The sequence below is a fragment of the Leclercia sp. GHBNCSD genome (assembly GCF_055805075.1).
This window is the reverse complement of the sequence record NZ_JBQVYO010000001.1, coordinates 295,766-310,571: the sequence shown is the minus strand read 5'-3', so window position 1 is coordinate 310,571 and position 14,806 is coordinate 295,766. Positions and strand designations below refer to the sequence as shown.

Below are 14,806 nucleotides of genomic sequence, written 5' to 3'. Positions count from 1 at the left end.
TACTGCCTGAGACAACCGTTAATGATGGTTATCGCCACGCAGGTAAATGACCCAGTATGTCAACCCAACCAGCAGACCACCGCCGATAATGTTCCCGATTGTGACCGGGATCAGGTTATCAGTAATGAAGTTCATAACGGTCAGGTGAGAGAAATTCTCCGGGCTTGAACCAACTGCGGTCCAGAACTCCGGGCTGGCAAAGTCACGGATTACGATACCGAAAGGGATCATAAACATGTTTGCAATGCTGTGTTCAAAGCCGCTGGCAACGAACATGGCGACAGGCAGAACCATGATCATCGCTTTATCCATCAGGCTGCGACCGGAGTAACTCATCCAGACCGCCAGGCAGACCATCAGGTTCGCCAGGATGCCAAGGGCAACGGCTTCAATAAATGTATGGTGCATTTTATGGTCGGCGGTTTGCAGGACATTCAGGCCCCAGCCGCCGTTGGCTGTCATATACTCCCCGGACAACCACATCAACAGAACAAAGAGTAGGGCACCAATCAGGTTACCGATATAAACGTTGATCCAGTTTTTGGCCAGTTGACCCCAGGTGATTCTACCGCTGGCTTTCGCCACGACGATAAGCACCGTCGAGGTAAAGAGATCGGCGCCGCAAATGACGCAGAGAATCAGGCCCAGCGAGAAACAGATGCCACCAATCAGCTTGGCAATACCGTAAGGCATCGCGGCGGTACCGGTGGTCGCAGTGATATAGAAAACGAAGGCGATGGAGATGAACACGCCGGCGGTAATCGCCAGGAAGAACGTCGTCATCGGTTGTTTCGTTGCTTTATAGACACCCGCTTCTTCGGCAACTTTTGCCATTGCAGCTGGGAGTAAAAGATCAAAAGGGTTGTCAGCTTTCACACTAACTCTCTCTTTATTAAGTCGGCGACGAGATACTAACAAAGCATTATAGAAGAGAAATTGATGTAGATCATATCTCGCCTGGCTTATAGGCCCGCAAAGTGCGTGGTTTTACAGCAAATGCGGAGTAAGTTTTTGATTATCCTGATAAAAATAAATTTTAAAAGTTACAAAATGAGTTGATTTTTTTCTCCTGACGCTTACTCCGACAGTTAATTAAAATGGAGTATTTCATATAAAAAGTAACAATAACTGTCAGGCCGCTATTATTATAGCTACCAATATTTAACTTAATTATTACAACCAAAGATTTATTACCGTAAAAATAAAACGGGGCAATAAAATTGCCCCGTAATATAACGTAGGTGATTGTATTCGCCTACTGTTTGTAATGGTATGTAACGTTATTTAGCCCAGTACGCGCTTTTTGCTTTCTGCAATTTCTCATAGGCCTTCAGCAAGGACTGGTGCGCAGGGAAGGCTTTCAGATCGCTGTCCACCGCCTGCAAGCCATAGAACGGCGCTTCGCCGCTCAGGGCCGCGCTGGCATTCTCTACCGCTTCGGCGCCGTACATACGGGTAAAGGCATTGAGGTACTGCAGCGGCTGACGCTCTTCTTCCTGCGCCAGCAACAGCAGGGTCTGCAGGCAACGGTAGTAGTTTGCACGCTCCGCGCTGAATACCGAGGCGTTGAACTCGATGGTCCATTCGGTCCAGATCAGCGCCTGTTCCAGATCGCCGCCTGCCAGCGCCAGCATCGCCTTCAGCTCGCCAATACGCAGGGTGTACCAGCCATTATCTTTACCCGTTGCCAGCCCCAGCAGCTCGCGTACGCGAGTGAAGTCGTCATGACCTTCGTCGTCCAGCTGGGTAATAAGGTTCAGGTAGTCCTCTTTCTCCCATGTGCTCTCCGGCAGCGCCAGCAGGGTTTCGCGCAGATGGCTGCCCATGCTGTTATTGGCCAGCCACAGATCTTCTACCGGATAGATGTCGGACATGCCCGGCACCAGAATACGGCAGGCGTAGACGCCCAGATGTTCATAATCGGCGATGTACACTTCCTGCCCTTCGGCAGTGAAGATAGCCATCAGCGTGGCGAACTCTTCCTCTGTGGTGCCGGAGAAGCTCCAGTCAACAAACGGATAATCCGCGTCCTGCTTAAACAGATCCCAGGAGATAGAGCCGCTGGAGTCGATGAAGTGCGTTTCCAGGTTGGCATGTTCCGCCACTTCTTCGTCATCAAACGTCGGCGGAGTGAAGACATCGAGATCTTTCAGGCTACGGCCCTGCAGCAGTTCCGTGACGGTACGCTCCAGCGCTACGCCAAAGTCCGGGTGCGCCCCGAAGGAGGCGAAGCAGGTGCCGTTCGCCGGGTTGAACAGCACCACGCAGATAACCGGATACTTCCCGCCCAGCGAGCCGTCATAGGCGAAGATTGGGAAACCTTCTGCTTCCAGTTTGGCAATGGACTCCACCACGCCCGGGTAGCGGGCCAGCACATCAGCCGGGATCTCCGGCAGGCTGATAGATTCCGCGATAATGCGGTTTTTAATATGGCGCTCAAAGACTTCGGACAGACCCTGAACACGCGCTTCGTTGCGTGTGTTACCGGCTGACATGCCGTTGGAGACATACAGGTTGCCGACGATGTTCATCGGAATATAGACGGTTTGCTCGTCAGACTGGCGGGTAAACGGCAGGGCGCAGATACCGCGATCTTCATTACCTGACTGCAAATCAACCAGCATGCTGGCGGTCAGTTGATTCTCCAGATCGTAAAACGCACGCAGGCGATCGTCGAGGATCCCTTCCGGCAGTTCGTCATCTTCGGTCAGTGGGAACCATTTTTCATTTGGATAGTGAACAAACGGGCCATTCGCCACGGTCTCGCCCAGCCAGAAATCGGCAAAGAAATAGTTAGTGGACAGACGTTCAAAATACTCACCCAGCGCAGAGGCCAGCGCCGCTTTTTTGGTTGCACCTTTGCCATTGGTAAAGCACAGCGCGCACTCTTTATCGCGAATATGCACAGACCAGACGTGGGGAACCGGGTTGAGCCAGGAGGCCTCTTCGATGTTAAAGCCCAGGTCGGTCAGTTTTTGCTGGAAGCGAGCGATGGAATCTTCCAGGGCGGCGTCTTTGCCGGGGATAAACGTTTGAGTCATGGGGATCACTTATATCGTACGGAAAGCGCGCAATGATACGGGTTTTGCATGACAGGCGCTATCTCCCCGGCGGTTTCGGCGAAAATAAAAGGCTGGGCTATGCTTATATTCAGTAACCTACTGTAAAGGAATATAAAAAATGAAAGCATTCGATCTTCAACGAATGGCCTTTGATAAAGTACCCGTTGAGTTTTTAGGCGAGGTCGCGCTGCGAAGTCTCTACACCTTTGTACTGGTTTTCCTGTTCCTCAAACTTACCGGACGACGCGGCGTGCGCCAGATGTCGCTCTTCGAAGTGTTAATCATTCTGACCCTGGGGTCGGCGGCGGGGGACGTGGCATTTTATGACGATGTGCCGATGATTCCCGTCTTTGTTGTTTTCATTACCCTGGCGTTGCTCTACCGGCTGGTGATGTGGCTGATGTCGAAAAGTGAAAAGCTGGAAGACCTGCTTGAGGGCAAACCGGTCGCCATTGTCGAAGAGGGCAAGCTGGCCTGGGAAAAAGTAAAGCGCGCCAACATGACCGAGTTTGAGTTCTTTATGGAACTGCGGGTGAGCGGCGTCGAACAGCTTGGGCAGGTTAAGCTTGCCATTATGGAGACCAACGGGCAGATAAGCGTTTACTTTTATGACGATGAGCAGGTCAAGCCCGGGCTGTGCATATTGCCGGATGAATTTGTGGAACGTTTTATGACGATACCGGAAGTCGGGGAATATGCCTGTCGGCGTTGCGGTCATGTTCAGACTCTACAGGCCGGGGCACATCAATTATGTCCACGTTGTACGAATCCGGAATGGACGAAGGTTAGCTGGGCCAAACGCATCCCCTGACAGCAATTTTGTCGGTTTTGTGACAGCCCGCTGGCAGAATGTATTGTGTGATGGCGGGCACATTTTCCGGGGCATGAGTTTTAGACATTGCGGCGCGTGTCACTGAATGATAAAACCGATATCCACAGTTATTACTTATGGCTTTATAGCGTGGTGAGGGGAAATGGCTCAGGTCTTTAATTTTAGTTCAGGTCCGGCAATGTTACCGGCGGATGTGCTCAAACAGGCTCAACAGGAGCTGTGCGACTGGAACGGTCTTGGCACGTCGGTAATGGAAGTCAGTCACCGTGGTAAAGAGTTTATTCAGGTGGCGGAAGAGGCAGAAGCAGATTTTCGTTTCCTGCTGAATATCCCCTCAAATTACAAAGTATTATTCTGTCACGGCGGCGGTCGCGGTCAGTTTGCCGGTATTCCGCTGAACCTGCTGGGCGACAAAACCACCGCCGACTATGTTGATGCCGGTTACTGGGCTGCCAGCGCGGTAAAAGAAGCGCACAAATACTGCTCTCCGAACGTGATTGATGCCAAAGTCACCGTTGACGGCTTACGCGCGGTAAAACCGATGAGCGAATGGCAGCTCTCCCGCGATGCGGCCTATCTGCACTACTGCCCAAATGAAACCATCGACGGCATCGCCATCCACGAAGAGCCAAACTTTGGCGAGGATGTGGTCGTCACGGCGGACTTCTCCTCCACCATTCTCTCTTCGCCGCTGGATGTCAGCCGCTACGGCGTGATCTACGCTGGCGCGCAGAAAAACATCGGCCCGGCCGGCCTGACCCTGGTGATCGTGCGCGAAGATCTGCTGGGTAAAGCGCACAAATCCTGCCCGTCGATTCTGGACTACAGCGTGCTGAACGATAACGACTCCATGTTCAACACCCCGCCGACCTTTGCCTGGTATCTCTCTGGCCTGGTCTTTAAATGGCTGAGAAACAACGGCGGCGTGGCGCAGATGGATAAGATCAATCAGCAGAAATCTGAGCTGCTCTACAGCGTCATCGACGGCAGCGACTTCTATCGCAACGACGTCGCCAAAGCGAACCGTTCCCGCATGAACGTGCCGTTCCAACTGGCCGACAGCAATCTCGATAAGCTGTTCCTCGAAGAGTCCTTCGCTGCTGGTCTGCATGCGCTGAAAGGTCACCGCGTGGTTGGCGGCATGCGCGCCTCCATCTATAACGCCATGCCGCTCGAAGGCGTTAAGGCGTTGACCGACTTCATGACTGACTTCGAACGTCGCCACGGTTAATCACGCCCCTGTTCACCCCCGTAGCCTCGCTGCGGGGTTTTTATTATGTTGAATTGAGACTTAAATTTCATGGAATCCCTGACGTTACACCCTATCGCGCGGGTAGATGGCACCATTAATCTGCCTGGTTCAAAAAGTGTCTCGAACCGCGCCTTGCTGCTGGCTGCGCTGGCAAACGGCACCACTGTTCTCACTAACCTGCTGGACAGCGATGACGTTCGCCATATGCTTAATGCGCTGAAAGCGTTGGGAGTCCACTATACCCTGTCTGCGGATCGTACCCGTTGTGAAGTGACGGGCAATGCCGGTGCGCTGCACTCCGCCGACGCGCTGGAGCTCTTCCTCGGCAACGCCGGCACGGCTATGCGCCCGCTGGCGGCAGCCCTGTGCCTGGGCAGCAATGACATCGTGCTGACGGGCGAGCCGCGCATGAAAGAGCGCCCGATTGGTCATCTGGTTGATGCGCTGCGTCAGGGCGGCGCGCAGATTGACTATCTGGAGCAGGAAAACTATCCGCCGCTGCGTCTGCGTGGAGGTTTTACCGGCGGTGAAGTGGCGGTGGACGGCAGCGTTTCCAGCCAGTTCCTGACCGCGTTGTTGATGACCGCACCGCTGGCGCCACAAAACACCACTATCACCATTAAAGGCGAGCTGGTTTCCAAACCCTATATCGATATCACGCTGCACCTGATGAAGACCTTTGGCGTTGAGGTGGAAAACCACAGTTACCAGCGTTTCGTGGTGCGCGGCGGGCAGCAGTACCAGACACCGGGCAATTACCTGGTAGAAGGCGATGCCTCGTCGGCCTCTTACTTCCTGGCGGCGGGTGCCATTAAAGGCGGTACCGTTAAAGTGACCGGTATTGGTCGCAACAGCGTGCAGGGCGACATTCGCTTTGCTGATGTGCTGGAGAAGATGGGCGCCGTGGTGACCTGGGGCGATGACTACATCTCCTGCACCCGCGGGGAGCTGAACGCCATTGATATGGACATGAACCACATTCCTGACGCGGCGATGACCATTGCCACAGCGGCGCTGTTTGCCAAAGGCACCACCACGCTGCGCAACATCTACAACTGGCGTGTGAAAGAGACCGATCGCCTGTTTGCCATGGCAACCGAGCTACGTAAAGTGGGTGCGGAAGTGGAAGAGGGCGAGGACTATATCCGCGTAACGCCTCCGGCCAGGCTACAGGCGGCGGAAATTGGCACCTATAACGATCACCGTATGGCGATGTGCTTCTCGCTGGTGGCGCTCTCAGATACGCCGGTCACCATCCTTGACCCGAAATGTACCGCGAAAACGTTCCCCGACTACTTCGAACAGCTGGCGCGTATTAGCACTTCTGCATGATATCGCGACGCCGCATCACCTGATGCGGCGTTTCCTTACGCTTCCTGACATCATCATCGTCCATTTCTTCTACACTCAGCTTCAAACATTTCGTAATTTGCACGCAAAGGTAACAGTTGTGCACGTTGACGCGTATAATGCGCGGCGTTTACACATCGGTATGCCTAAATTAAGGAGAAAAAGATGACGGCAATTGCCCCGGTAATCACCATTGACGGGCCGAGTGGCGCAGGTAAAGGCACGCTATGCAAAGCCATGGCGGAAGCACTGCAATGGCATCTTTTAGATTCGGGCGCAATCTATCGTGTGCTGGCGCTGGCTGCCTTGCATCATCATGTCGATGTCGCCTCTGAAGAGGCGCTGGTGCCGCTGGCCGCCCATCTGGATGTACGTTTCATCTCCACCAACGGCAACCTGGAAGTGATCCTTGAAGGGGAAGATGTCAGCGCTGAGATCCGCACCCAGGAAGTGGCGAACGCAGCCTCTCAGGTCGCGGCTTTCCCACGCGTGCGCGAGGCGCTTTTACGTCGCCAGCGCGCGTTCCGCGACGCCCCGGGTCTGATCGCTGACGGACGCGATATGGGAACCGTGGTTTTCCCTGATGCGCCGGTGAAAATTTTCCTTGACGCTTCCTCGGAGGAGCGCGCGCAGCGCCGTATGCTGCAGTTGCAGGAAAAGGGCTTTAGTGTTAACTTTGAACGTCTTTTGTCTGAGATAAAAGAGCGTGACGATCGCGACCGTAATCGCGCCGTTGCACCACTTGTTCCCGCAGATGATGCATTAGTTCTGGATTCTACCAGTTTAACTATTGAGCAAGTGATTGAAAAAGCGCTACAATATGCGCGCCAGAAATTGGCTCTCGCGTAATCGCGACCGATTTAGCAGTACCCCCGCTGCAATGGATTGACGGCGGGTATGTGAAACAACCCCATCCGGCACGGAGCCAGGTGGACGTTAATATTAACCTGAAGATTAAACATGACTGAATCTTTTGCTCAACTGTTTGAAGAATCCTTAAAAGAAATCGAAACCCGTCCGGGTTCCATTGTTCGTGGCGTTGTTGTTGCTATCGACAAAGATATCGTACTGGTTGACGCCGGTCTGAAATCTGAGTCTGCCATCCCGGCAGAGCAGTTCAAAAACGCCCAGGGCGAGCTGGAAATCCAGGTTGGTGACGAAGTTGACGTTGCTCTGGATGCAGTAGAAGACGGCTTCGGTGAAACCCTGCTGTCCCGTGAGAAAGCTAAACGTCACGAAGCTTGGATCACGCTGGAAAAAGCTTACGAAGAAGCTGAAACTGTGGTCGGTGTTATCAACGGCAAAGTTAAAGGCGGCTTCACTGTTGAGCTGAATGGTATTCGTGCGTTCCTGCCAGGTTCACTGGTAGACGTTCGTCCAGTTCGTGACACCCTGCACCTGGAAGGCAAAGAGCTTGAGTTCAAAGTAATCAAGCTGGACCAGAAGCGTAACAACGTTGTTGTTTCCCGTCGTGCCGTTATCGAATCCGAAAACAGCGCAGAACGCGATCAGCTGCTGGAAAACCTGCAGGAAGGCATGGAAGTCAAAGGTATCGTTAAGAACCTCACTGACTACGGCGCATTCGTTGACCTGGGCGGCGTTGATGGCCTGCTGCACATCACCGACATGGCGTGGAAACGCGTTAAGCACCCAAGCGAAATCGTGAACGTGGGCGACGAAATCACTGTTAAAGTGCTGAAGTTCGACCGCGAGCGTACTCGTGTATCCCTCGGCCTGAAACAGCTGGGCGAAGATCCATGGGTAGCTATCGCTAAACGTTACCCAGAAGGTACTAAACTGACTGGTCGCGTTACCAACCTGACCGACTACGGCTGCTTCGTTGAAATCGAAGAAGGCGTTGAAGGCCTGGTTCACGTTTCCGAAATGGACTGGACCAACAAAAACATCCACCCATCCAAAGTTGTTAACGTTGGTGATGTAGTGGAAGTTATGGTTCTGGATATCGACGAAGAACGTCGTCGTATCTCCCTGGGCCTGAAGCAGTGCAAAAACAACCCATGGCAGCAGTTCGCGGAAACCCACAACAAGGGCGACCGTGTTGAAGGTAAAATCAAGTCTATCACTGACTTCGGTATCTTCATCGGCCTGGACGGCGGCATCGACGGCCTGGTTCACCTGTCTGACATCTCCTGGAACGTTGCAGGCGAAGAAGCAGTACGTGAATACAAAAAAGGCGACGAAATCGCAGCAGTTGTTCTGCAGGTTGACGCAGAGCGTGAGCGTATCTCCCTGGGCGTTAAACAGCTCGCAGAAGATCCGTTCAACAACTGGGTTGCACTGAACAAGAAAGGCGCAATCGTAAACGGTAAAGTGACTGCAGTTGACGCGAAAGGCGCAACCGTAGAGCTGGCTGACGGCGTTGAAGGTTACCTGCGCGCTTCTGAAGCTTCACGTGACCGCGTTGAAGATGCAACTCTGGTTCTGAGCGTAGGCGACGACGTTGAAGCTAAATTCACCGGCGTTGATCGTAAGAACCGTGCAATCAGCCTGTCTGTTCGTGCTAAAGACGAAGCTGATGAGAAAGATGCAATCGCAACTGTTAACAAACAGGAAGATGCAAACTTCTCTAACAACGCAATGGCTGAAGCTTTCAAAGCAGCTAAAGGCGAATAAGTTACTCGTAGAGTGACTTGACAGATTGCAGAATTCGTCCTGTAATCAATAACAAAGGGCGGCTACGGCCGCCCTTGTTTAAGCTGTTTAGCTAATTGGTTTGAAGGAACCGGAGGAATCATGACCAAGTCAGAATTGATTGAAAGACTTGCCAGCCAGCAATCGCATATACCTGCGAAAGCAGTGGAAGATGCCGTAAAAGAGATGCTGGAGCATATGGCTACCACTCTTGCACAGGGCGAGCGCATTGAAATCCGCGGTTTCGGTAGTTTTTCTCTGCACTATCGTGCTCCACGTACCGGGCGTAACCCGAAGACTGGTGACAAAGTAGAGCTGGAAGGTAAATACGTTCCGCACTTTAAGCCGGGTAAAGAGCTGCGCGATCGCGCCAATATTTACGGCAACTGAGTTTCGCCTGCGGGCAAAACTGAGTGACCACAAGAAAAGCACCTGCGGGTGCTTTTTTTGTTTTTCTCCTTTTTATCCGGAAGCTACGCCGCAAATTGCACGGCTTTTTGCTGCATGCCGTCGATTTATGCCAGCCTGCGTCGCAACCGCCTGATTTCACACCTGACAGACGTAACGTCTGAACGCACACTGCCCTGACACAGGGAGGTGTAAATGCGTTTAACGTCGTTAGCGACATGTCTGATCCTGGCTATCCTGCCGCTTCTGTGGCTGCCCGCTCTGCCAGCGCTGCCGTTTATCCAGGCCATAGCGGTTGCCGGATTTCTGCTCGCCTTAATTCGTCATAACGTGGCCCGCTACAGTGGTTTCTGGCTGCTCTTCTTCGCCTGGGGAGCGCTGGCCGCGCAAAGTGCGGTCTGGCCAATGCAGCATCTGACCCGGGGTCCGCAGAAAGCGGAGATAGAGATCGTAGCGGTTGAAAACGACGCGGCCTATCGGGCCCGTATTACCCAGCTCAACGGCAAAGCGATGGTGCCAGCAGTAGGCGTCACGCTGTATGGCAACACGCTGCCGCAACCGGGCTGCGCCGGGCAGCGGTGGTCGATGACCTTATCGTTACGCGCCGTTCATGGGCAACTCAACGATGGCGGGTTCGATTCCCAGCGCTATGCCCTGGCACAGCATCAGCCCCTGACCGGGCGTTTTACCCATGCCGATGTAACAGATGCTCGCTGTAGCTTACGCGCCCGCTATCTCACCTCGCTGATGGCCACACTTTCTCCCTATACCCAGGGGCCGGTTCTGCTGGGGCTGGGGATGGGGGAGCGGCTGGCGGTAACGCCAGAGATAAAAAATCTGATGCGGGAAACCGGCACCGGGCATCTGATGGCGATCTCGGGTTTGCACATAGCCCTGGCGGCGTCGGTTGTCTGGCTGCTGGTGCGGGGCATACAGTTTTTCATTCCGGGGCGTTGGGTAAGCTGGCGAGCCCCGCTGGTGGCAGGGTTCTGCTTTGCCGCCTTTTACGCCTGGCTTACCGGAATGCAGCCTCCTGCGTTGCGTACCGTCGTCTCACTGGGCGCTTGCCTGGCGTTGCAATTGAGCGGTCGTCTCTGGTCGCCCTGGCAGGTATGGCGCGTCTGCATTGCTGCCATTTTACTGGCCGATCCGCTGGCCGTGCTGTCGCACAGTCTTTTACTGTCCGCTTTTGCCGTGGCGGTGCTGATTTTCTGGTATCAGTGGGTGCCTGCTCCGCGCTTTTCTGGCCCGTGGGTCGTCAGGGCCGTGGTTAGCTTGCTGCACCTGCAGCTTGGCATGCTGTTGCTGTTGCTGCCGGTACAGATTGTCGTCTTCCATGGTTTCAGCCTCTCTTCACTGGTCGCGAATCTGGTGGCGGTGCCGCTGGTAACCTTTATTTCGGTGCCGTTGATCTTATTGGGAATGGGGCTGCATCTCTGGAGGTGGCCGGGGGCGGAAAATATGGTCTGGACGCTGGCGGATGGCTCACTGTCGCTGCTGTTCAGATTTTTAACCGCGCTGCCTGACGGTTGGATCCCGGTCGATAAACGCTGGCTGTGGCTGACCCTGCTGCCCTGGGCCGCCATTGTCGCCTGGCGTCTGCGCGGGGCGCGTACCTGTCCGGTGGTCTGTGTCTCGGCACTGGTGCTGGCAAGTAGTCCGCTATGGCGGGCTGATAAAACCGAGGGCTGGGCGGTGCATATGCTGGATGTCGGACAGGGGCTGGCAATGGTGATCGAGCGGCAGGGGAGAGCGATCCTTTATGACACCGGCCCCGCCTGGCCGGGCGGGGACAGTGCGCAACAGCTGATCATTCCCTGGTTACGGTGGCACCATTTACGCCCGGAGGGGGTGATTATCAGCCACGAACACCTCGACCATATCGGCGGGCTGGTATCGCTACGTAAGGCGTGGCCGTCTATGTGGATAAGAAGCCCGCTGCGCTGGGCCGGGCATGGCCCGTGTGTGCGCGGAGAGCGCTGGCAGTGGCGAGGGCTGACCTTCAGCGCACACTGGCCCCTCGCCAACAAACCGCAGCGCGGCAATAACGGTTCCTGCGTGGTTAAAGTTGAGGACGGTACCCATAGCGTGTTGTTAACCGGCGATATTGAAGCGAAGGGAGAAAAAGCGATGCTCAGTCGTCACTGGCAATATCTTGCGTCTACACTTATCCAGGTGCCGCACCATGGCAGTAATACCTCCTCGTCACTCCCTCTGGTGCAGCGCGTGGGTGGGCAGATCGCTCTGGTGTCTGCCTCCCGCTATAACGCGTGGCGACTGCCTTCGTTTAAAGTGGCTCGCCGCTACCAAAAGGAGGGGTATCGCTGGCTAACAACACCCCGACTGGGACAACTTACCGTTTCTTTTTCGCAACATGGCTGGCAAATCCATAGCTTACGGGATCAAATTTTGCCCCGTTGGTATCATCAGTGGTTTGGCGCGCCCGGAGATAACGGGTAGAATATGCGGCTATTTCAACAAATGCTGGTTTTTTGAATGCATAACGACAAAGATCTCTCCACGTGGCAGACCTTCCGCCGACTCTGGCCGGTGATTGCACCCTTCAGAACGGGCCTAATCGTGGCGGGCGTAGCGTTAATCCTCAACGCAGCCAGCGATACCTTCATGTTATCGCTCCTCAAACCGTTACTGGACGACGGTTTTGGTAAAACGGATCGCTCAGTGTTGCTATGGATGCCGCTGGTGGTTATCGGCCTGATGATTTTACGCGGCATCACCAGCTATATCTCCAGCTACTGCCTCTCCTGGGTTTCGGGCAAAGTGGTGATGACCATGCGCCGCCGCCTGTTCAGCCATATGATGGGCATGCCGGTCGCGTTTTTTGACAAGCAGTCGACCGGCACCCTGCTGTCGCGCATTACTTACGACTCCGAGCAGGTGGCTTCCTCCTCCTCCAGCGCGCTGATCACCGTTGTGCGTGAAGGGGCGTCGATTATTGGTCTGTTCGCCCTGATGTTCTGGTACAGCTGGCAGCTGTCGCTGATCCTGATTGTGCTGGCGCCGATTGTGTCGATTGCGATTCGCGTCGTCTCGAAGCGTTTCCGCAGCATCAGTAAGAACATGCAGAACACGATGGGGCAGGTGACCACCAGCGCCGAGCAGATGCTGAAAGGCCATAAAGAGGTGCTGATTTTTGGTGGCCAGGAGCTCGAAACCAAGCGCTTCGATAAGGTCAGCAATAAGATGCGTCTGCAGGGGATGAAGATGGTGTCTGCTTCCTCCATCTCCGATCCGATCATTCAGCTCATCGCCTCCCTGGCGCTGGCGTTTGTGCTCTATGCCGCCAGCTTCCCGAGCGTGATGGAAACCCTCACCGCCGGTACCATTACCGTGGTCTTCTCGTCGATGATTGCCCTGATGCGCCCGCTGAAATCGTTAACCAACGTTAACGCCCAGTTCCAGCGCGGGATGGCAGCCTGCCAGACGCTGTTTGCGATCCTTGATTCCGAACAGGAAAAAGACGAAGGCAAACGCGTGATTGAGCGCTCAACCGGCGACGTGGAGTTCCGCAATGTGACCTTTACCTATCCGGGTCGTGATACGCCTGCTCTGCGCAATATCAATCTGAAAATTCCGGCAGGCAAGACCGTGGCCCTGGTGGGCCGTTCTGGCTCGGGTAAATCGACCATCGCCAGCCTGATCACCCGCTTCTACGATATTGATGAGGGTGAGATCCTGATTGATGGCCACGATCTGCGCGAGTACACCCTGCGGTCGCTGCGTAATCAGGTCGCGCTGGTCTCCCAGAATGTGCATCTGTTCAATGACACCGTGGCCAACAACATCGCCTATGCCCGGAATGAAGAGTACAGCCGTGAGCAGATCGAAGCGGCGGCGCGGATGGCCTACGCCATGGACTTCATCAATAAGATGGATAACGGCCTGGACACCATTATCGGTGAAAACGGTGTCCTGCTCTCCGGCGGTCAGCGCCAGCGTATTGCCATTGCGCGCGCGCTGCTGCGTGACAGCCCAATCCTGATCCTCGATGAAGCCACCTCGGCGCTGGATACCGAGTCCGAACGCGCTATCCAGTCTGCGCTGGATGAGCTGCAGAAGAACCGTACCTCACTGGTGATTGCCCACCGCCTGTCGACTATTGAAAAAGCCGACGAAATCGTGGTGGTGGAAGATGGCTACATCGTCGAACGGGGCAGCCACGCCGACCTGCTGGCGCACCAGGGCGTATATGCTCAGCTTCATAAAATGCAGTTTGGCGAATGATCGCTCGTATCTGGTCCGGTGAGTCTCCGCTCTGGCGGTTGCTGTTGCCGCTCTCCTGGCTGTATGGCCTGGTCAGCGGCCTGATCCGCCTGAGTTATAAAGTGGGGCTCAAACGGGCCTGGCGCGCGCCGGTGCCGGTGGTGGTGGTAGGCAATCTCACCGCTGGCGGTAACGGTAAAACGCCGGTGGTGATCTGGCTGGTGGAACAACTGACAAAACGCGGGATTCGCGTGGGGGTCGTCTCCCGGGGATATGGCGGCAAGGCGGAGCGCTATCCGTTGCTGCTGACCGCGCAAACCACCACGGCGCAAGCGGGGGATGAACCGGTGCTAATCTTTCAGCGTACCGGAGTGCCGGTAGCGGTTTCGCCGGTGCGCAGCGAGGCGGTGCAGGCTCTGCTGAACCAGACGGATGTCCAGATCGTGATTACTGACGACGGACTACAGCACTACGCGCTGGCCCGGGATAAAGAGATCGTGGTGATTGATGGCGTCCGCCGCTTTGGTAACGGCTGGTGGTTACCTGCCGGACCGATGCGCGAGCGCGCGTCGCGTTTGCGGTCCGTGGATGCGGTTATCGTCAATGGTGGTACGGCGCAGGCGGGGGAGATACCGATGCAGCTGCACCCAGGACTTGCCGTGAATCTTCTGACCGGCGAACGGCGCGACGTTGCTGAGCTTAACTATCTGGTGGCGATGGCCGGTATCGGTCATCCTCCGCGCTTTTTCTCTACCCTCGAAGCCTGCGGCGCCAAACTTCAGCGTAGCGTGCCGCTGGCCGACCACCAGGCGCTGAGCCTGGAGCAGGTTGCGGCGTTTACTGGGCCTGGTCAGACGTTGATCATGACCGAAAAAGATGCGGTGAAATGCCGCGCCTTTGCCCGGGATAACTGGTGGTATTTACCGGTTGATGCCCAACTGCAGGGTGAACAGCCTGAACAACTGCTCCAGGCGCTTATCGCCCTTGCTGGGCAGGTAAAAGAGGTTTCGCCCGCGCACTAACTGA

General features: G+C 55.1%; 11 protein-coding genes. 9 read left to right on the top strand and 2 right to left on the bottom strand.

The window, feature by feature from the left end; all coding sequences use genetic code 11:
- Positions 1-18: 18 nt before the first annotated feature.
- Both focA and ycaO read right to left on the bottom strand, forming a co-directional pair.
- A complete protein-coding gene (gene focA, locus ACT3IC_RS01615; protein ID WP_139156327.1) occupies positions 19-876 on the bottom strand; it encodes a formate transporter FocA in 858 nt (285 codons plus the stop codon).
- 404 nt (positions 877-1,280) lie between these two features.
- Positions 1,281-3,041 (bottom strand): 30S ribosomal protein S12 methylthiotransferase accessory factor YcaO, encoded by a 1,761-nt coding sequence (gene ycaO / locus ACT3IC_RS01610; protein ID WP_156654210.1) that lies wholly within the window; start codon positions 3,039-3,041, stop codon positions 1,281-1,283.
- A 139-nt stretch (positions 3,042-3,180) separates the two neighbouring features.
- On the opposite strand from ycaO, the gene ACT3IC_RS01605 reads away from it, so the two are divergent.
- The 9 genes from ACT3IC_RS01605 (at position 3,181) to lpxK (ending at position 14,802) form a co-directional block, all read left to right on the top strand.
- Positions 3,181-3,873 (top strand): DUF421 domain-containing protein, encoded by a 693-nt coding sequence (locus ACT3IC_RS01605; RefSeq protein ID WP_156654211.1) that lies wholly within the window; start codon positions 3,181-3,183, stop codon positions 3,871-3,873.
- A 163-nt stretch (positions 3,874-4,036) separates the two neighbouring features.
- A complete protein-coding gene (gene serC, locus ACT3IC_RS01600; RefSeq protein ID WP_159339204.1) occupies positions 4,037-5,125 on the top strand; it encodes a 3-phosphoserine/phosphohydroxythreonine transaminase in 1,089 nt (362 codons plus the stop codon).
- Between the two features lie 69 nt (positions 5,126-5,194).
- Positions 5,195-6,478 carry a 3-phosphoshikimate 1-carboxyvinyltransferase gene (gene aroA / locus ACT3IC_RS01595; RefSeq protein ID WP_103178920.1) on the top strand — a complete coding sequence of 428 codons (1,284 nt, stop codon included), beginning with the start codon at positions 5,195-5,197 and terminating at the stop codon, positions 6,476-6,478.
- 183 nt (positions 6,479-6,661) lie between these two features.
- Positions 6,662-7,345, top strand: a complete 684-nt coding sequence (gene cmk / locus ACT3IC_RS01590) for a (d)CMP kinase (RefSeq protein WP_103178921.1) — start codon at positions 6,662-6,664, stop codon at positions 7,343-7,345.
- A 111-nt stretch (positions 7,346-7,456) separates the two neighbouring features.
- Complete coding sequence (gene rpsA / locus ACT3IC_RS01585; RefSeq protein WP_032617357.1) at positions 7,457-9,130, top strand: 30S ribosomal protein S1; 1,674 nt, start codon at positions 7,457-7,459, stop codon at positions 9,128-9,130.
- 120 nt (positions 9,131-9,250) lie between these two features.
- Positions 9,251-9,538, top strand: a complete 288-nt coding sequence (ihfB, locus tag ACT3IC_RS01580) for an integration host factor subunit beta (protein ID WP_039029484.1) — start codon at positions 9,251-9,253, stop codon at positions 9,536-9,538.
- 213 nt (positions 9,539-9,751) lie between these two features.
- Positions 9,752-12,016 (top strand): ComEC family protein, encoded by a 2,265-nt coding sequence (locus ACT3IC_RS01575; RefSeq protein WP_473475933.1) that lies wholly within the window; start codon positions 9,752-9,754, stop codon positions 12,014-12,016.
- 36 nt (positions 12,017-12,052) lie between these two features.
- Positions 12,053-13,801 carry a lipid A ABC transporter ATP-binding protein/permease MsbA gene (gene msbA, locus ACT3IC_RS01570; protein WP_103178923.1) on the top strand — a complete coding sequence of 583 codons (1,749 nt, stop codon included), beginning with the start codon at positions 12,053-12,055 and terminating at the stop codon, positions 13,799-13,801.
- Entirely contained in the window at positions 13,798-14,802 is a 1,005-nt protein-coding gene (lpxK, locus tag ACT3IC_RS01565) for a tetraacyldisaccharide 4'-kinase (protein ID WP_103178924.1), read from the top strand. The genes msbA and lpxK overlap by 4 nt, the downstream gene beginning before the upstream one ends.
- Positions 14,803-14,806 lie beyond the last annotated feature (4 nt).

Coding starts and splice junctions, on each gene's coding strand:
- ycaO (WP_156654210.1), bottom strand. CDS start 3,041: ATGACTCAAACGTTTATCCCCGGCAAAGACGCCGCCCTGGAAGATTCC.
- ACT3IC_RS01605 (WP_156654211.1), top strand. CDS start 3,181: ATGAAAGCATTCGATCTTCAACGAATGGCCTTTGATAAAGTACCCGTT.
- serC (WP_159339204.1), top strand. CDS start 4,037: ATGGCTCAGGTCTTTAATTTTAGTTCAGGTCCGGCAATGTTACCGGCG.
- aroA (WP_103178920.1), top strand. CDS start 5,195: ATGGAATCCCTGACGTTACACCCTATCGCGCGGGTAGATGGCACCATT.
- cmk (WP_103178921.1), top strand. CDS start 6,662: ATGACGGCAATTGCCCCGGTAATCACCATTGACGGGCCGAGTGGCGCA.
- rpsA (WP_032617357.1), top strand. CDS start 7,457: ATGACTGAATCTTTTGCTCAACTGTTTGAAGAATCCTTAAAAGAAATC.
- ihfB (WP_039029484.1), top strand. CDS start 9,251: ATGACCAAGTCAGAATTGATTGAAAGACTTGCCAGCCAGCAATCGCAT.
- ACT3IC_RS01575 (WP_473475933.1), top strand. CDS start 9,752: ATGCGTTTAACGTCGTTAGCGACATGTCTGATCCTGGCTATCCTGCCG.
- msbA (WP_103178923.1), top strand. CDS start 12,053: ATGCATAACGACAAAGATCTCTCCACGTGGCAGACCTTCCGCCGACTC.
- lpxK (WP_103178924.1), top strand. CDS start 13,798: ATGATCGCTCGTATCTGGTCCGGTGAGTCTCCGCTCTGGCGGTTGCTG.